Source organism: Leifsonia sp. L25, assembly GCF_050632895.1.
Genome location: NZ_JBODRZ010000003.1, coordinates 1 through 17735 on the forward strand (window position 1 = coordinate 1; position 17735 = coordinate 17735).

Genomic DNA, 17735 nt, shown 5'->3' on the forward strand with positions numbered 1-17735 from the left:
AACTGGCCCGGACTTGAGGAGAAATCCCCAGGTCCGGGCCGATTTTTGTCTGTACCGCAGTTTCTGCACCCGGAGGATGAGTGGACGAGACTCTCGACGCCGCGCGCGTCGCGGCGGTCTGGGAGGAGCATCCCACCTGGGCTCTGCTGCGCAGCTACAACGGCCGCTGGGTCCTCCCGCTCTTCTCGCGTCACCTGGAGTACGCCGACGGCACGGTCTCGGCGGACTGGTTCCACCAGAAGGTCGCCGAAGCGCTCGACGCCCTCGAAGAAGACCGGGACGACCGGGACGACCGGGACGACCGCGACGATCGCGAGCCTCCGGCCGACGCCGAGTCCTCCCGCACCTCCCCGGTGGAGTACTGCCGGGGCTGGGTGGACAGCCGGTGGCTGATCCGCACCCGCGCCGGCGCCGGTGAGGGGCGCGCCCGCTACCGGCTCTCGCAGTACGCCCTCCAGGCGCTGCGGATCGTCCGCGAGCTCGCCGAGCCGGACAGCGCGGTGTCGGAGGCGCGCTTCGCGAGCATCGCGCACGCCGTCCACCACCTCGCTGCGCTCACCGACCCGACCCCGGAGTCCCAGCTCGAACGCCTCGACCGGGAGATCGCCGACCTGCAGGCGCGCCGCGACGCGGTCGCGCGCGACGGAGCCGTCGCTGCCTCGCCCGAGACGGTCGCCCGCCAGGTGCGCGAAGTGCTCCGGCTCACCGCCACCCTGCCCGAGGACTTCCGCCAGCTCGGCGCGATGGTCGAACAGCGCCACCGCGAGGTCGCACGCGCGGCCTCCTCGGAGCACGTCGGCAAGGGCGCGCTCGTCGACCGCTTCCTGCGCGACAACGACCTGCTCGAGCAGACACCGGAAGGCCGCGCGTACCGCGGGTTCGCGGGGATGTTGTCCTCCCGCGAGCTGGAGGGGATGCGCGCCGACATCGACCGCGTGCTGTCCCGCCCGGGCGCTGAGCTGACCGAGCGGCAGCGGGCGCAGCTCGAGACTCTGATCACCTCGCTCCTGGCGGAGGAGCAGACCGTCCAGGAGACCTACGTGCGCTGGACATCCTCGCTGCGCCGGTTCCTCAGCCGCAGCGGCTCGGACCGGCACGCCAGGCTGCTCTCGCTGGCCGCCCGCGCGCTCGACGCCGGGGCGCTCTGGACCGAGCGCCGGCCCGGCCCGGTGCTGGTCGAGGGCGATGTGCTCGGCATCGGCGGCTGGGATCTGATGGATGTGACCCAGACCCAGCTCTGGCGCGACCGGGGCCGGCCGGAGGTCGGCGTCGCGATCACCGAGAACGACGACCCGCTGCCCGACCACGAACGGGAGGCGCTCCGGCTCGCGGTGGGGACGAGCGCCGCTGCCGTCCGGGAGACGATCGATGCCCTGCTCACGCGCGCGGAGACCGTGACCGGCGCCGACGTGTACGCCCAGACACCGCCGGAGTTCCGTCGCCTCGGGCTGGCCGTGAGCCTCATCGAGCTGGGCGCCGAGCACGGCGCCGTGGCCGAGGGCGTCCAGACCGTGCCGCTGGAGCTGGCGGACGGCGACCGCGAAGTGACCATGCCGCTTCTCGTCTTCGGACGGGACGCGCTCGAGACGGAGGCGGAGGACCGATGACGGACACGCTCGAACAGGACCCGATCGGCAGCGAGGACGTCGAGGACACCACGGGCGTCGACGGGACGGACGCGTTCGGCGACCGCCCCTCGGGCGCCCTCCCCGCGAGGCGCGCACCGCGCTCGTCACCCTGCTGACGAGCCGGTTCATCACCCGCGCCAAGCAGCCCGACGCCTGGCGGAACCTGCTCGACCACGAGGACGACATCCGCGCCCGGCTCGGTGAGCTGTTCCTGACCCTGCACCTCGACCGGGAGCACGAAGTCGCCTTCAAGCGCCAGAACGGCGAGGACGGCGTCCCCGTACTGTTGCGCCGGGAGAAGCCGCTCTCCCGCGACGCGTCGCTGCTGCTCGTCCTGCTGCGGCAGGAGCACGCCTACACCGACGCGCAGGACGAGCCGGTGACCGTCACCCGCGATCACATCGCGGAGTTCCTCGGCCGGTTCCAGGGCGACTCCGCACACGACGAGGTGCGGGTGGACCGCCGCATCCGCGCGGCGATCGCCGCCCTCGACCGGCTGGAGCTGCTGACAGCCGCCCCGGACGACCCGGAGCTCTTCCTGGTCTCACCCGCGGTCGTGCCGCTCATCGGTACCGCCGAGCTGCTCCATCTCGAGCGAATGTTCCTGGAGGGCGCAGGCGCGCCCGTCGACACCGCCACCGCCGCCGCCGAGGAGGACGCCGAGTGACCGACCTGCCCGCCGACGACGGCCTGCTGCGCCGCGGCCAGTTCCGCATCGAGCTCGTCCAGCTCCTCAACTGGGGCAGTTACGACGGCCTCCACCGGATGCCGGTCGGGCGTGGCGGCATCGCCATCCTCGGCCCGACCGGGCGCGGCAAGTCCACCGTGCTCGACGCGATGTCGGCCGTCATCATGCCGAACCCGCAGGAGTTCAACCGTGCGGCGCGCGACGACTCCCGGCAGCGCTCCGAGCGCACCGTCTACAGCTACGCGCGCGGCAAGACCGACGAGGTGAAGGACGCCGGCTCGGACACCACCACCACGCACTTCCTCCGGCCCCTCGGGACGGCGTTCCCGAGCGGCGCCGCCATCACCTGGCGCACCGAGCTCGGCGAGACGGTCACCGCCGCCCGCCTGGCCTGGATCGGACCCGACACGTCCACGCAGGACGAGGTCACCACCGCGACCGTCTACCTGCTCGCGCACGGCGAGTTCCCGCTCGGCCGGCTCAACGAGCTGGTCCAGGAGCCGGGCAGCTCCTCGCCGCTCACCCGAGCCTCCCTCGCCCGGCTGGTCCATCCCGAGCGCGACCTGGTCACCTCCTCCCAGCCCGAGCTGCGCGTGCGGCTCTGCGAGGAGCTCGGCATCGGCGGCAGCGACGAGTCGCAGTTGAAGGCGCTCACGCTGCTGCGCCGCGCCCAGGCGTCCAAGGGCGTCTTCTCCATCGACGAGCTGTTCAAGAGCTTCGTGCTGACCGAGCCGCGCGCCCTCTCCCGCTGGGAGACGACGCTGAGCAGCTATCGCGAGGCGTCCGCTCTCTACGACGTCTTCGAGACCACCCGCCGCAAGCTGGAGGTGCTCGCCGACGTCCCGGCGCGGGCCGAGCAGTACGCCGCGGCAGCCGAGGACGCGACCGGCAAGCGCCGGCTGCTCTCCCCGCCGACGGCGAGACCGACCCGCGGTTGCGGGTCTGGCTGGCCGAGCGCATCCGCGACTGGGTGTCCGGCCAGGTGGACGAAGTCCGCGACCGCAAGCGCGAGCAGGAGGCGCTGCGCCGGGAGGCCGACGCCGAGGAGCGCGCGGCGCACCGTTCCCACCAGGACGCCCAGGCCCGGCTCGCCGCGGCCGGCGGCGACCCGTCCGTGGCGCTGCGCCGCGAGCACGAGTTCGCCGAGCGCATCCTCTCGGCGCAGACCCGCGAGCGTGCGGCGGCCGAGCTGCTCTTCGCCCGCGTGGGGCTGACCGCGCCGGAGTCCGCCGACCAGCTCGCGGAGCTTCAGCGCGAGGCCGAGTCGCGGCTCGCCGCGGTCACCGACGACGACGAGCAGCAGGCGCAGCGCTACGAGCTGGCCGGCCGCGTCGACGCCGCGAAGAAGGCCATCGCCGCCGCGACCGCCGAGAAGCGGTCGTTCGAGCAGCGCCGCAGCAACGTCCCGGCCGACGCCGACGAGCGCCGCCGCCGGATCGCCGAGGGCGCAGGGCTGTCCCCCGAAGACCTCCCGTACGCGGGCGAGCTGTTCGAGGTCGCCCCGGGCCGCCGGGACTGGAGCCGCGCGGTGGAGGCCGTGCTCGGCGAGGTCGCGACGCACCTGCTCGTCGACGAGCGCCGCTTCGACGCCGTCCGCCGGTTCGTGAACGAGGCCGACATGCGCGGCCGCGTCGTGCTGGTCCCGGCCGCCGCTGGGCGCGCGCCCGCCCTCGACCCGGTCGACCGCACCGTGCCCGCTCTGCTGCAGTTCGACGACGCCAGCCCGTTCCACGGCTGGCTGCACGACGAACTCGTGACCGACCGCAGCGTGCTGTGCGTCGAGACGCCCGAAGAGTTGGACGCACCTCGGCCCGCCGGCGTCGCCGGCGCCGTCACCCGCTCCGGCATGCGCTCCGCCGCGCGCGGCCGCGTCGTCAAGGACGACCGCCGCACCGCCTCCTGGATCGGCCTCGACAACACCCCGCGCATCCACGAGCTCGCCGCCCGCATCGCCTCCCTCGAGGCCGAGCTGGCGCAGGCGCGCGCCGAGTCGGACCGCGCGGAGGCCGAGCACGGCGACGCGCGCCGGCGCACCGAGGCCCTCGGTGCGATCCGTGCGCTCGAGTGGGAGGCCATCGACGTGGCGTCGCACGCGGCACGGGTGGCCGAGCTCGCAGAGCGGCTCGCGAATGTCTCGGTCGCGCACCCCGAGGCCGCCGCCCTGCAGGTGGAGGCCGAGCGCCACGACCGCGAGCGCATCGACGCCGCCAAGCGCGCCGCCGCGCTCCAGACGCGCGTGGACGAGCTGGAGGCCCAGCACGCCGACCTCATCGACATCGAGGACAGCGTCGCCGACGCCCTGGAGGACAACAGCGCGCTGACCGCCGAGGAGCGCGTGCTGCTCGGCACGCTGCCGTTCGCGGCGCCGCGGGAGCCGGCCGACGTCGACCGGCGGTATGCCGAGGCGCTCGCGGCGCTCCGCGACCAGATCGACGCCCACCAGCAGAACGTGGAGCACTACGAGCAGCTCCTCCTCGTCACGTTCGAGCGCTACCGCGACCTCGACCCCGGCGCCGAGATCGACGCGAGCATCGACAGCCTGCCCGCCGTGCAGGCCATCCACCGGGTGCTCGTCGAGGACGACCTCCCGCGGGCGAAGGCCGACTGGCTGGTCAAGGCGGGCGCGAGCATGGGCGACAGCCTGCGCGCCCTCCTCACCCAGATCGAGGAGGACGGTCACGCGATCCGTCGCGGCGTCCGCCCGATCTCGAGCGCGCTGCGCGGCATCGAGTTCCGGGAGGGGTCGACGCTCGACATCGACCCGCGGCCGGTGTCGAACAGCGACCTCCACGAGTTCACGCGCACGCTGCGCAAGCACACCGCGGCCGCGAGCGGGACCAGCACGAGGGACGCCGCAGCGATCGAGCGCGACTTCCTCGACCTCCGCCGCGACCTGTCCCGCCTCGAGGAACGCTCGCGTGCCGGTGAGGCCTGGCGACGGCGTGTGCTCGACGCCCGGGAGCACTACCAGTTCCGCGCGATCGAGACCCGCGCCGACGGCGCCCAGATCGTCCACGAGGGCGTCGCGGGCAAGTCCGGCGGCGAGGGCCAGGAGCTCATCGCCTTCGTGCTGGGAGCGGCGCTGCGGTACCGGCTCGGCGACGGGACGGACGCGACCCCCACCTACGCCCCGATCATCCTCGACGAGGGCTTCGTGAAGGCGGACAACGAGTACACCGGGCGTGCACTGGCGGCGTTCCGCGGGCTCGGCTTCCAGCTCATCGTCGGCGCCCCGCGCGACAAGGTGAACGCGTTCGAGGAGCATGTGGAGTCGGTGGCGTACGTCACGGGCGACCCGGCCCGGCCCGGACTGTCGCGGATCTACTCGCTCAGCATCCGGGAGGCGCTGGAGGGCGAACGGATCGGAGCACTCCAGGCATAAGGGCGCGTCGGCCCTCTCCGCCCGGCTCTAGCCGAACGTCACCTCGTCCAGTTCCAGCACCTCCACGCCGGCCGCGATGAGGTCGAGCGTGACCCGCTCCACGATGTCGGCCGCCGGCTCGCCGTCGGCGTAGGTCGTGTGCGCGCCCGCAGGGACGATCACGTCGAACCCGCGTTCCAGCGCGCCCACCGCGGTCGCCTGCACGCAGTACTCGCTCTGCAGTCCCGCGACGACGAGGGTGTCCACACCCATCGCACGCAGCACGTCCGCGAGCGCCGGGTTGGACTCGAAGGCGTTCGGGACGTCCTTGCGCACCACCGGCTCTCCGGGCAACGGCGCGAAGACCAGCTCCCAGCCCGGCGAGTTCGGCTCGTCGGGGTCGCCGCGGCGTCCGTCGTTCTTGACGTGGACGATCGCGGCGTCCGCGTCCCGCGCCGCGTCCAGCAGCTCGGCGAGCGCGCCCCGGAAGTCCGCGGCGCCCTCGACGGCGCTCTCGCCCTCCAGCATGTTCTTCTGGACGTCGACGAGGATGAGGCCATATCCCATGCGTTCCATCATGCGCCGCATTCGCTATGGTCGTAAACCGGGGCCACCACGACAGACGCGCGCCGCGAGGAGGACTGTGCCTGACGATCACGGCAAGGCGACGCAGTCCGCCGTGCGCGAGCGCAACCTGACCAGCGCGCTGCAGCTCGTGCTCTCCGGGGAGGGCCTGGCCACTCGGGCGAGCATCGCGCGCCGCACGGGCCTGACGTCGGCGACCGTGTCGTCGCTCCTCTCCGGCCTGATCGCCGACGGCCTGGTCGTGGAGGGCAGCCTCGCCGAGAGCACCGGCGGCAAGCGCGCGACCACACTGCGCGTCGACGCCTCCGGCAACGTGCTGCTGTCGGTGATCGTCCAGCCCGGGCTCGTCCGCGGGGCCGTGGTCGACCTCCTCGGCGACGTGGTGCAGTCCGTCGCCCACCGCACCGCCGCGACTGCGACGGTGGAGGACGTGCGCTCGATCGTCCGGCGCCTCGCCGGGGCGACGACGGCCCGCGTGGTCGCCGTGGCGGTCCAGGTACCCGGCATCGTGGACGCCGACCTGATCCGCGAGAGCGTGCAGCTCGGCTGGGTCGACGTCGACCTCGGCCGCGAGCTCGCCGCCGTCGTCTCCGCCCCCGTGCACCTGGTCAACGACGCCGACGCGGAGGCCATCGCCGACTACGCGATCTCCGAGGAGTTCGGCGCCAACCAGCTCTTCGTCTCGCTCAGCACCGGCGTGGGCGCGGCGGTCATCGTCGACGGCGACGTTCTCGCCGGGGCGACCCACCGCGCGGGCGAGATCGGCCACGTGCCCGTGCTGTTCGGCGAGGACGCGCCGCTGTGCGCCTGCGGCAACCGCGGCTGCCTGGAGGAGGTGGTCTCGGTGACCAGCCTCCTCGGCCTCCCGCACGGCGCCGACCTGGAGGCGGTCGACGTCGCCGCGCTCGCCGCCCTCCCGCAGTCCCGCGAGCGCATCGCCGCCGGCGCCCGCGCGCTGGCCCGGGCGCTGCTGATGGTGGGCGCCGCCCTCGACGTGCCGAACGTCGTCCTCGGCGGAGCCGCCCCCAAACTCGGTCCGGACTTCATCGGCCACGTGCGCGCCGAGGCGGCCCGCCACCCGGTCCGCGCCGCGATGCCGCTCAGCTTCCGCTACGCGAAGACCGCCCAGGAGCAGCCCTTCCGCGGGGCCGCGCAGTACGCGCTGCAGGCGACGCTCGGGGTGAGCTGGGCGCGGTGAGGACGGCCTCTTCAGCCCGCGTCGCCCGCGCAGAGCAGGGAGACCAGCGCGGCCCCCTGTGCCCGCGAATGCCCGCCGGTCGAGATATCCGCATACCCCGGCACCACCATCGCCCCCATCTCCACGACCAGCACTCGCGCGCCCAGCGTACGCACCGCGTCCACGACGGCGCGCTGCCAGGGCATCGCCCCGAGCCCGGCGCCGAGGACGATCACCGGCGCTCCCGTCGCCAGCACAGGCTCGGGCGGGTCGTGCCTGTCCACGTCGATGACCGGGTTCCGCGACCAGAGCGCGTCCTCCCGGGAGCCCGGCTCCGTCCACGCCTCGGCCAGCGTGTACCAGCGCGGGACGCCGAGGCGCTCGTTGTCGAGGCTGGCCAGGCGGACCACTGTGCATCGCGTCCGGAAGGCCGCGAGCCCCTCGCGGACGCCGGCCGCGAAGCGGAAGCCGGTCAGGTCGGCCGGCGCCGTGCGGGTGTCCGCGATCAGGGTCATCAGGAGACCCCGAGCTGGGCCGACAGGACCATGACCACGCAGCCGCGGAGGACGATGTCTCGGCCCTGGCTGGTCATCCCGATGGTGACGTCCGAGTGGAAGCCGGCCATCGTGCGGTTCTGCAGCGTCTCGCGCACCGCGTCGAGGAGCGTCCCGGCGAGCAGCTCGTCGGGGCCGCTCAGGACCACCTCCGACAGGTTGAGCGCTCCGACGATGGGGGCGAGGGCGACGCCGAGCCGCTGGCCCGCCTGGCGGAGCACCGGCTCGACCGGGTCGCCCGCGGCCGTGGCCGCGGCCGCTTTCGCCTCCAGTCGCGGGACCGCCAGCCAGGCCTCCAGGCACTTCTCGCGGTCGTACGGTCCCTGGGCGCCGTCGTCGGTGCCGACCATCACCTGGCCGATCTCGCCCGCGGCGAAGCGGCTGCCGAACACCAGCGCGCCCGCGACCAGGAGGCCGGAGCCGACGCCGTGGCCGACCTTCACCAGCATCATGTCGCCCTGCGCGTCGGCGAAGCCGTGCTCCGCGAGCACGGCGACGTTGGCGTCGTTCGCGACGAAGACCGCCAGGCCCGTGCGCTCGGCGAGGCGACGCTGAAGCGGCTCGTCGGTCCAGCCGAGGTTGGGCGCGGCGACGACGGTCCCCGTCGCGTCGACGATGCCGGGAGAGCCGACGCCGACGCCGAGGATGGGCGCGGTCGCCGCAGCGACCAGCTCGTCCACCAGCGCGAGCACCTTCGCGACGGCCTCCTCGCCCCGGCTGCCGGCCAGCTCGACCTCGGCCGAGCGCAGCACCGCGCCGTCGATGTCGAGCACCGCGCCGCGGAACACCGCGTGCTCGCTGAGGTCGACGCCGACGATCTGGGTGGCGGCGCGGTTCACGTCGAGCAGCACGGCCGGCTTGCCCGGGCGGGCGTCGTCGCGCTGACCGACCTCGACCACGAGGCCTTCGGCGATCAGTTCGCCGACCAGGTCGGAGATCGTGACGCGCGTGAGGCCGGTCTCCCTGGCCAGGTCGGCGCGGCTCGCCCGCCCGTCCCGGTAGAGCGACTGCAGCACCAGCGAACGGTTGTGGGTGCGGGCGTGCTCGGGAAGGACCTTCGTGCGCGGACGGAGCGCACGGCCGGGGACCATCGCGCCGTCGACGCCCACCGGGCGCCGATCGGAGTTGACGGAACGCCGTGCTTCACCGATGAGCATGTTTGTTAGTAAAGTAGACAATCAAAGTCTGCGCAAGGCCTCGGCTCTGAAATACCGGCAATGCTGCGAAGATTCGCACGCCGCGAAGACGCACTTCGTACAGCCTCTGAGCATACGGAACGACCCGCACCCCCAACGGATGCGGGTCGCTCGCGTCACGCGCCCGGGCGGACTACTTCGACGGCTTCGGGGACGGTGTCTGCGTCGGCTTCGGGGTCGGGGTCGGGGTCGTGACGGTGCCGGAGCCGCCCTCGGCCGCCAGGGCCTGCTGGAGCGCCTGCTGCAGGCGTGCGTCCGCGGCGCCGTAGGCAGCCCAGTCGCCGGCCTTGAGCGCCGTCTGGCGGTCAGCCAGCGCCTGCTTCGCCTGCTGCAGCGCCTGCTGGAGGGCGGCGTTGTTCACCGACCCGGTTCCGGGGCTGGTGCCGCTCGATCCGCCCCCGGACGATCCGCCACCACCCGTCGTCGGGATGTTGTTGTCACCTGCGCTCGCTCCCGAGTCACCGCCGAACAGCGCGTCCAAGGCCTGATCGAGCGTGTCCTCGAACGCGATCTTGTCCCCGAAGGCGACGAGCACCTTCTGCAGGATCGGGTAGCTCGTCTCCCCCGTCGACTTCACGTAGACCGGTTGGACATAGAGCAGGCCGCCGCCGACCGGCAGCGTCAGCAGGTTGCCGTTGATCACGTCGGTCTTGCCCTGCCTGAGCAGGTTGAGCTCCTGCGAGACGGTCGGGTCGGAGTTGAAGTTGTTCTGCACCTGACCCGGCCCGGGTATGTTGTCGCTCGACGGCAACGACAGGAGTCTGAGCTTGCCGTACCCGGACGCCACCTGCCCCTTCCTCGAGCCCGCGTCCGCATCGACCGCCAAGTAGCCCTTCAGCACCGAGCGGCTGGACTCGCTCGAGGCTTGCGGGATGAAGGTCGAGTAGAGCGAGAACGACGGGGTCTCCTGCCCCGGCATCTGCAGCGTCAGATAGTACGGCGGCTGCAATGTCGGGTCGGACGGAGACGACGTGGGGTCGTTCGGCGTCGTCCAGGCGTCGTCGCGGGAGTAGAAGGAGCCCGCGTCGGTCACGTGGTACTGCCCGAGCACCGAGCGCTGGACCTTGAACAGGTCGGACGGGTAGCGGACGTGGCTCAGGAGTTGGGCGCTCATGTCGCTGACCGGCTTGACCGTCGTCGGGAAGACCTTCTCCCACGTCTTGAGCACCGGGTCGTTCGCATCCCACGCGTAGAGCTGCACGGAGCCGTCGTAGGCGTCGACCGTGGCCTTGACCGAGTTGCGGATGTAGTTGATGTCATCGAAGGCGTAGGCCGGCTTCGGCGTCTCGGTGTCCGCGATGGCGTCGCTCAGGCTCCCGACATGCGAGTACGGATACTGGTCGCTCGTCGTGTACCCGTCGATGACCCACTTGATGCGCCCGTCGATCACGGCCGGGTAGGCCTGGGAGTCGAGCGTGAGGTACGGCGCGACCTTCTGGACGCGCTTGATCGGGTCGCGGTCGTAGAGGATCTGCGAGTCGCTGTTCACGGCGTCGGAGAGCACGATCTGCTCGTCCTGGAACTTGAGGGCGTAGACCAGTCGCTTGAACACGTTGTCGAGCTTCGGGCCGCCGTTCCCGCTGAACGTCGTGTAGGTCTGCTGCGCATTGTCGGCGCCGCCCGGGTAGTCGAGCTCGACCGACTTGGAGCCCTGGGGGCGCCGACGATGGAGTACGTGGGCGACTGCTGCCCGAAGTAGACGCGCGGCTCGTACTGGCCGAGCGTTCCGGTGCTGGGGATGCCGGACTCCAGGAACACCGGCTGGCCGTCGCTCGAACGCTGGTTGCCGTAGGCGGCGACCATCCCGTAGCCGTGCGTGTAGACGACCGTGTCGTTGAACCAGCTCCGGCTGGTGAGACCGGACTGGTTGAGCTCGCGCACCGAGACCACGGCGTCCTGCTCGTTGCCGTTGATCTGGTAGCGGTCGACGTTGAGGTTGCGCGGGAACGCGTAGTACTGCCGGAACTGCTGCAGCTGCTGGAACGACGGGCTGATGACCGCGGGGTCCATGATGCGGATCTGCGCGGTGGTCTGGGCGTCCTGCCGCAGCGCGCCCGGCTGGGCATTCGTAGTGGCGTCGTAGGGGATGACGTCGATGTTGCTCAGCCCGTAGGCGTCCCGCGTGGCATCGATCGAGCGCTGGATGTACGGCGTCTCCAGCGTCTTCTGGCTGGGGTCGACCTGGAAGCGCTGCACGATCCACGGGTAGATCGCGCCGACCACGAGGGCCGCGACGATGAGCAGCGCGGTGCCGACGAGCGGGAAGCGCCAGCGCCCGATGAACGCGGTCGCGAAGAACATGATGGCGACGAGCACGGCGATCCCCGCGAGCACGGCACGGGCGGGGATGGTCGCGTTGACGTCGGTGTAGGCGGCGCCGTTGACCATGTCGTTGACGTTCGAGTCGGTGACGGCGGCATAGCGGTCGAGCCAGATGCTGATCCCCTGCAGCAGCAGGTAGAGACCCGCGATGACCGAGATCTGGACGCGCGCGGCCTTCGAGATGCGCACCTCGCGGCCGCTGACCCGGATGGAGCCGTACAGGTAGCAGGTGGCGAGGGTGGCCAGCAGCGCGATGAGCACGACGGCCGAGGCGAAGCCCACGGCGCTGCGGTAGAACGGCAGCGCGAAGAGGTAGAAGCCGATGTCGAGGTGGAACAGCGGGTCGGTCTTGCCGTACGACGTGCCGTTGATCCACATCGCCGCGGCCTGCCAGCGGCTGGCCGCCGAGACGCCGGCGAAGATGCCGAAGACGATCGGGATGCCGTACATCGCCAGCCGCCGCAGCGGCTCGATGACCTGCTGGTAGCGGTCGAGCTGCGTGTTGAGCTTCGCGTAGACCGGGCGCAGCCGGTAGGCGAGCTGGATGGACAGCCAGAGCGGGATGGCCATCGCGAAGAACCCGATGAAGAACATCGCCGCGCCGGCGAACCACTGCGTCGTCAGGACGTTGAGGTACCCGAGCTGCTGGTACCAGAGGACATCGGCGTACAGCCCTGCGAAGACGAAGAACAGGATCACCAGCGCCACGACCACCCCGAGTGTGATCCAGATGGCGGCCCGGCGACGGCCTGGGGGTCGAACTGCGGCGGTTGAACTCACGTGTGGGCCCTCGTGCTCCTCGTGGGGTGACTCAGAGGTCCATCCTAGGCGGGCGTCGCTTGGAGAATGCTGCGGCCCCCCAGTGAACAGCCGGGATGCGCGCCGAGCGTGCGATCGACGGTCAGGACGCCGGGCAGGTCGGCAGCTTCGCGGTGCTGGACCCGCTGCTGACCGCCTGGAGCACCGCGAGCGAGTCCTTCAGCGTCTTCACCGCGAACACGTGCAGTCCCGCGGGGATGTGGCCGGTGACCTCGTCGCAGTTCGACGCGGGCGCGAGGAAGTAGCTCGCTCCCCCGGTGTCGCGAGCGGCGAACATCTTCTGCCGGATGCCGCCGATCGCGCCGATCGCGCCGGCGTTGTCGATCGTGCCGGTGCCCGCGACCTTCCTGCCGCCGTTGAGCTGGTCCGGCGTGAGCTTGTCGATGATCCCGAGCGCGAACATCTGCCCCGCGCTCGGGCCGCCCACGTTGTTGAGCTGGATGTTCACGTCGAACGGGAAGGTGTAGTCCATCCCGGCCCCGATCCCGAGCACGACCTGGCCCTGCGTGGTCTCCGGCGTGATGGAGACCGTGGAGGCCGCGCCGTCGCGTACGATCCCGATCTCCGCCGCCCTGCCTGCGCCGTTGGCGTTGACCGCCTTGCGGAGAGCCGCGACGCTCTCGATGGTCTCCCCGTTGACGCTGGTGATCTCGTCGCCGACCTTCAGCACCGCCGCCGCGGGGTCTTCGGGAGGATCTGCTTGACCGCGACAGCCTGCGGGAAGTGGTAGCCGAGCTGGTTGAGCGCCGCCGCGATCGCGTCCTGCTGCGAGTCGACCATCAAGGCTGCGTTCGCGGCGTTGGACTGTTCGGTGGTCGTCCCGGGCGGGAACACCTCGTCCATCGGCGTCACCGCGCGGCTCGGGTCGAACCAGGCCTGGATGATGTTCAGCCAGCTCGGGCTCTGGTCGGGGTTGCCGACCACCGACACGGTGAGGAGGTCGAGGGAGCCGCCGGTCGGGTAGGTGGTCTTGCCCGGGATGCTGATCAGCGGCTTGGCGTCGCCCGACGACGCGGTCCCGACGGCCTGGTCGGTGCCGAGCGTGTTGTAGACCGGGCCGGGCTGCTCGATCACGAACGGCGCGGGCGCGAGCGCCAGGACGAGGGCGAGCGCCACGGCGACGGCGATGGCCACCCAGCCGACGATCGTCCTGCGCGACGGCGCGACCCGCTCGCGGTCGGGCGCGGGTCGGTCGTCGTCGGTGAACAGGGTCACGCGCTGTCCCTTCGGTCGTGTTCGCCACGGGCGCACCGCCCACGACATCGCCCGAGCCGATTCTCACCCGGCTCGCGGTGATCTCGGGCTAGCGTAGAGGCCAAGCCTGGAAAGCCGTAATCGCACGGCCGGTACCACTCGAGACGAGGAGCACGCCAGATGTCCGACGATCCGAACAAGGAACCGGACGACGAGTTCCGGGACATGTTGCGGGAGTTCCTGTCGGGTGACTCCTCCATCGATCCGAGCCAGCTCGCGGGCGCCGCCGGCCTCCCGAACGACCCGGCCGCCATCCAGCAGCTCCTCGGTCAGCTCCAGAACGCGCTGATGAATCCCGGAGGCGGCATCAACTGGGACCTGGCCTCCCAGCAGGCGCGCACCCTCGCCTCCGAAGGCGCCCATGCGGTGACCCCGGCCGAGCGCTCGGCGCTCGGCCAGGCCTTCCACGTCGCCGCCCTCTGGCTCGACGAGGCCACCACGGTCGCGGGGCTGTCGACGCAGCCGGAGCTCATCGGCCGCGCGGAGTGGGCGCGCCAGACCATGCCGCTCTGGACCCAGCTCGCCGAGCCGGTCGCGCTCAGCATCTCGGACGCGCTCACCCGCGTTCTCACCGAGCAGGCGCCCGAGGAGATGCAGGGCATGATCCAGAACGCCGGCCAGGTCATGCGCTCGGTCGGGGGTGCGCTTTTCGCCATGCAGCTCGGTCAGGTGGTCGGGCAGCTCGCGAAAGAGGTCGTCTCCGGAGGCGACATCGGCATCCCGCTGCTCGCCGACGGCAGCGCGGCGCTCATCCCGCAGAACGTGGCCGAGTTCGGCGACGGGCTCGACATCCCCACCGACCAGGTGCAGCTGTACCTCGCGGTGCGGGAGCTCGCACACGCGCGCCTGTTCCGGCACGCGAAGTGGCTGCGGCTCCAGCTCATCACGCAGATCACCGCGTTCGCGCGCGGCATCACGATCGACACCGACCGGCTCGAGTCGCTCGCCGAGAGCTTCGACCCGTCCAACCCCGAGGAGCTGCGCGAGGCGATGGTCTCCGGCGCGCTCATCCCGCCGAAGACCGAGGAGCAGCAGGAGGCCCTCGGCCGCCTGGAGACGGTGCTCGCGCTGGTCGAGGGCTGGGTCGACGTGGTCACCGCCGGCGCCACCCGGCTGCTGCCGAAAGCGGACGCGATCGCCGAGACGGTGCGCCGCCGGCGCGCTGCGGGAGGGCCGGCGGAGTCGGCCTTCGCAACGCTGGTCGGGCTCGAGCTGCGGCCACGCCGCCTCCGCGACGCCGCCGCCCTGTGGCAGGCCGTGACCGACGCCGTGGGCCAGGAGGCGCGCGACCGGCTGTGGTCGCACCCCGACCTGCTCCCCCAGGCGGCGGACCTGGACGACCCGTCCCGCCTGGTCGCCCGGCTGACCGCCGCGGCCACCGGCGAGGAGCCGGAGCGCGACGAGCTGGACCAGGCCATCGAGGATCTGCTGCGCGGCGACGGCGACCGACCCGCCGAGGACTGAACGCCGGCCTTCCGCAACAGGGGTCGCGACGCGCCGCTGCGCCCACGCGATGACGGCGTGCTGCGACCCGCTCCGCGGGTCGGGCGGGCGCTGCCTGTGGATGACGCGCGTTGCTCGCGAGAGCTGTGGATAACTGCTTCGTGGCGGTCTCGCCACGGCAGGATGGCGGGATGGTCCACCAGCTCGATCCCACGGTCCCCCGCGTATGGCGCTCGCCGCGCGCCCTCCAGTTCGGCGTCGAACGGCCGCTGCTGATCCTCGACCCGGTCGGCGTGGCGGAGGAACGGATGATCTCCGCGCTCGCGGCCGGGGCGACGCTCGGCGCGCTGCGGATGATCGCCCGCGGCGCCGGAGCGGGCCCGGCCGCGGTCGACGTCCTGCTCGCACGGCTGAAACCGGTGCTGGAATCGTCACCTGACGCGGAGCCCGGCGACGCGCCGGTCGTGGTCCTCGACGGAACCGGCCCCACGGCCGCCCGCATCCTCGCCCTGTTGCGAGAGGCCGGCGTCGATGTGCGCAGCGGTCTCGCCGCCGACGACCCCGCGGTCGACCTCGCGACGGCCGCAGTGGTGGTGGGCGCGTTCGCGATCGCCCCGCACCGCCACCAGCGCTGGCTGCGCCGGGACATCCCGCACCTGGCGGTGGTGTTCGGCGACGGCGGCGTGACCGTGGGGCCGTTCGTGCGACCCGGCGAGGGCGCCTGCCTGCGCTGCGTCGACCTCCATCGCCGGGACGCCGACCCCGCCTGGCCGGCGCTCGCGGCGCAGCTCCACACCCGGCCCCTGCCCGGCGAGACGGAACTGATCTGCGGAGCGGCGGCGTCCGCCGCAGCGGGCGCTGTCGTCGCCCTGCTGCGCGGCGCGCCAGAACGCTCCGACGCCGCGTCGCGTTACGACGCGGCCACCGCGCGCTGGTCGGAGCGGCGCTGGGAGCCGCATCCCGAGTGCGGCTGCCTCAGTCCGCTCGCCGCGCCGCCGTCCGCACCGGCGCCAGCTCGGCCAGGAACCGCGAGGCTTTGCGCGACACCGGCCGCCCCGGCTGGCTTCCCCGCTGCGCCCAGCTCAGCCGCAGCCGGTGCCGTGCGCGCGTGACGCCCACGTAGAGCAGGCGGCGCTCCTCGTCGATCTGCTCGAAGCTGGCGGCGTAGCTGATCGGCACCAGACCCTCGGACAGCCCGACGATGTAGACGGCGTCCCACTCCAGGCCCTTCGCCGCGTGCAGCGTCGCCAGCGTCACGGCGGACATGGTCGGCTCGTGCTGGCCGGCCTGACGGGCCATCAGCTCGTCGGTGAAGCGCCGGAAGGTCGCACCCTCCGGCATCTCGTCGACCAGGCCCATGATCGCGTTGAGGGACTCCCAGCGCTCGCGCACGGCGCCGCGGCCCTCCGGAGGCCGCACCGACCAGCCGAGCGTGCGCAGCACGTCGCTCACCGACTTGAACAGCGGCTCGTCGGTCGCCGCGACACTCGCCGCGCGCAGCGTCATGACCGCCTGACGCACCTCCGGGAGGTCGAAGAAGCGCTTGGACCCGCGAAGCTGGTAGCTGATCCCGAGGTCGCCGAGCGCCTGCTCCAGCGCAGCGGCCTGAACGTTCACGCGGTAGAGCACCGCGATGCTCTCGGGCTTGGCGCCCGCTGCGAGCTGCGCTGCGATGCTCTCGGCGACGGCGCGCGCCTCGGCCCGGTCGTCGTCGAACACGGCGGGCGGCGGGACCTCGTCTCCCGCCCGCGCCTCGTGGACGGCATGCAGCGTCAGCGCACCGGAGCGGCCGCGCATCAGCCGGTTGGCAGTGTCGATGACCGCAGGTGCCGAGCGGTAGTTCTGCTCCAGCCGCACGACCGTGGCGCCCGGATTCTCCCGCTCGAAGTCCAGCAGGTACTCGCTGCGCGCGCCCGCGAACGAGTAGATGGTCTGGCTGGCGTCGCCGACGACGCAGAGGTCGCGGCGGGTGCCGAGCCAGAGCCGGAGGAGCTGGTGCTGCAGCGGGGAGACGTCCTGGTACTCGTCCACGACGAAGTAGCGGTACTGCTCGCGCACCTGCATGGCGACCGACGGCTCGGTCTCGATCATCCCGGCGCAGACCAGCAGGACGTCCTCGAAGTCGATCTGCTTGCGCTCGTCCTTGAGCTCCTCGTAGGCGCGGTGGAAGTCCACGAGCTGCTCGACGGTCAGCGTGCCGGGCAGCGGTCGGGAGGCCAGCGCCGCGGCGTACTCCTCCAGCCCCATGCTGGAGACCTTGCGCCACTCGATCTCGGCGGCGACGTCACGGAGGGTCGCGGTGTCCACGCGCAGCCCGAGCTTCTCGGCAGCGTGCCCGAGCACGCGGCCCTTGCCGTCGAGCACGCTCGGGAGCTGACCGCCGACGACCTGCGGCCAGAAGTAGCTGAGCTGCGCCAGCGCCGCGGAGTGGAATGTGCGGGCGGACACTCCCCCGCGCCGAGCTGGCGCAGCCGGCCGCGGAGCTCGGCGGCGGCCCGGTTGGTGAACGTCAGCGCCATCACCCGGTTCGGGGTGAACGCGCCGGAGGCGACGCCGTACGCGATCCGGTGGGTGATCGCTCGGGTCTTGCCCGTGCCGGCGCCCGCCAGCACGCAGACCGGCCCGAAAAGGGCCTCGGCGGCCACGCGCTGCTGCGCGTCGAGGCCAGCCAGCAGGCTGTCGGGGCCCGACGCCGCCACGGTGCTCAC

At 72.3% G+C, this 17735-nt stretch carries 11 protein-coding genes and 3 pseudogenes; 8 read left to right on the forward strand and 6 right to left on the reverse strand.

Annotated elements, in window-relative coordinates; genetic code table 11:
* Window positions 1–80 precede the first annotated feature (80 nt).
* The 5 genes from ACRAWC_RS03880 (at window position 81) to ACRAWC_RS03900 (ending at window position 5698) form a co-directional block, all read left to right on the forward strand.
* Window positions 81–1607: a DUF3375 family protein gene (locus tag ACRAWC_RS03880; protein WP_431346582.1), complete on the forward strand. Its 1527-nt coding sequence runs from the start codon at window positions 81–83 to the stop codon at window positions 1605–1607.
* Complete coding sequence (locus tag ACRAWC_RS03885) at window positions 1604–1744, forward strand: hypothetical protein (RefSeq protein WP_431346583.1); 141 nt, start codon at window positions 1604–1606, stop codon at window positions 1742–1744. Before ACRAWC_RS03880 ends, ACRAWC_RS03885 begins: the two co-directional genes overlap by 4 nt.
* Before the next feature lie 47 nt (window positions 1745–1791).
* On the forward strand, window positions 1792–2295 hold the full coding sequence (locus ACRAWC_RS03890) for a DUF4194 domain-containing protein (RefSeq protein WP_431349353.1): 504 nt from the start codon (window positions 1792–1794) through the stop codon (window positions 2293–2295).
* A complete protein-coding gene (locus ACRAWC_RS03895) occupies window positions 2292–3530 on the forward strand; it encodes an ATP-binding protein (protein WP_431346584.1) in 1239 nt (412 codons plus the stop codon). Before ACRAWC_RS03890 ends, ACRAWC_RS03895 begins: the two co-directional genes overlap by 4 nt.
* A 1415-nt stretch (window positions 3531–4945) precedes the next feature.
* Window positions 4946–5698, forward strand: coding sequence for an SbcC/MukB-like Walker B domain-containing protein (locus ACRAWC_RS03900; RefSeq protein ID WP_431349354.1), 753 nt, complete (start codon window positions 4946–4948; stop codon window positions 5696–5698).
* A 27-nt stretch (window positions 5699–5725) separates the two neighbouring features.
* On the opposite strand, the gene ACRAWC_RS03905 is transcribed toward ACRAWC_RS03900, so the two are convergent.
* Window positions 5726–6256, reverse strand: coding sequence for an isochorismatase family protein (locus ACRAWC_RS03905; RefSeq protein WP_431346585.1), 531 nt, complete (start codon window positions 6254–6256; stop codon window positions 5726–5728).
* A gap of 64 nt (window positions 6257–6320) precedes the next feature.
* Between ACRAWC_RS03905 and ACRAWC_RS03910 the strand changes: the two genes are divergently transcribed.
* The gene (locus ACRAWC_RS03910; protein ID WP_431346586.1) at window positions 6321–7460 is read left to right on the forward strand and encodes an ROK family protein; all 1140 of its coding nucleotides are present in this window, start codon (window positions 6321–6323) and stop codon (window positions 7458–7460) included.
* Window positions 7461–7471: 11 nt separating this feature from the next.
* Here ACRAWC_RS03910 and ACRAWC_RS03915 read toward each other — a convergent pair whose 3' ends face one another.
* From ACRAWC_RS03915 to ACRAWC_RS03930, 4 genes and pseudogenes are all read right to left on the reverse strand, one after another.
* On the reverse strand, window positions 7472–7954 hold the full coding sequence (locus ACRAWC_RS03915) for a hypothetical protein (protein WP_431346587.1): 483 nt from the start codon (window positions 7952–7954) through the stop codon (window positions 7472–7474).
* Window positions 7954–9084 (reverse strand): ROK family transcriptional regulator, encoded by a 1131-nt coding sequence (locus ACRAWC_RS03920; protein WP_431349355.1) that lies wholly within the window; start codon window positions 9082–9084, stop codon window positions 7954–7956. Before ACRAWC_RS03920 ends, ACRAWC_RS03915 begins: the two co-directional genes overlap by 1 nt.
* Window positions 9085–9322: 238 nt before the next feature.
* A pseudogene (locus ACRAWC_RS03925) lies at window positions 9323–12291 on the reverse strand (UPF0182 family membrane protein).
* A gap of 121 nt (window positions 12292–12412) precedes the next feature.
* Window positions 12413–13545 (reverse strand): annotated as a pseudogene (locus tag ACRAWC_RS03930) (YlbL family protein).
* A 159-nt stretch (window positions 13546–13704) separates the two neighbouring features.
* Here ACRAWC_RS03930 and ACRAWC_RS03935 point away from each other — a divergent pair.
* The gene (locus ACRAWC_RS03935; RefSeq protein ID WP_431346588.1) at window positions 13705–15048 is read left to right on the forward strand and encodes a zinc-dependent metalloprotease; all 1344 of its coding nucleotides are present in this window, start codon (window positions 13705–13707) and stop codon (window positions 15046–15048) included.
* A gap of 170 nt (window positions 15049–15218) precedes the next feature.
* Window positions 15219–16139 carry a TOMM precursor leader peptide-binding protein gene (locus ACRAWC_RS03940; protein WP_431346589.1) on the forward strand — a complete coding sequence of 307 codons (921 nt, stop codon included), beginning with the start codon at window positions 15219–15221 and terminating at the stop codon, window positions 16137–16139.
* On the opposite strand, the pseudogene ACRAWC_RS03945 reads toward ACRAWC_RS03940, so the two are convergent.
* Window positions 16039–17735: pseudogene (locus ACRAWC_RS03945) on the reverse strand (ATP-dependent helicase); the annotation flags it as partial. The gene ACRAWC_RS03940 and the pseudogene ACRAWC_RS03945 sit on opposite strands and share 101 nt — an antisense overlap.

What these genes read in the sequence shown, in the direction of transcription:
- ACRAWC_RS03885 (WP_431346583.1), top strand. Translation starts at nt 1,604, where the DNA reads ATGACGGACACGCTCGAACAGGACCCGATCGGCAGCGAGGACGTCGAG.
- ACRAWC_RS03900 (WP_431349354.1), top strand. Translation starts at nt 4,946, where the DNA reads ATGGGCGACAGCCTGCGCGCCCTCCTCACCCAGATCGAGGAGGACGGT.
- ACRAWC_RS03905 (WP_431346585.1), bottom strand. Translation starts at nt 6,256, where the DNA reads ATGATGGAACGCATGGGATATGGCCTCATCCTCGTCGACGTCCAGAAG.
- ACRAWC_RS03915 (WP_431346587.1), bottom strand. Translation starts at nt 7,954, where the DNA reads ATGACCCTGATCGCGGACACCCGCACGGCGCCGGCCGACCTGACCGGC.
- ACRAWC_RS03920 (WP_431349355.1), bottom strand. Translation starts at nt 9,084, where the DNA reads ATGGTCCCCGGCCGTGCGCTCCGTCCGCGCACGAAGGTCCTTCCCGAG.
- ACRAWC_RS03935 (WP_431346588.1), top strand. Translation starts at nt 13,705, where the DNA reads ATGTCCGACGATCCGAACAAGGAACCGGACGACGAGTTCCGGGACATG.
- ACRAWC_RS03940 (WP_431346589.1), top strand. Translation starts at nt 15,219, where the DNA reads ATGGTCCACCAGCTCGATCCCACGGTCCCCCGCGTATGGCGCTCGCCG.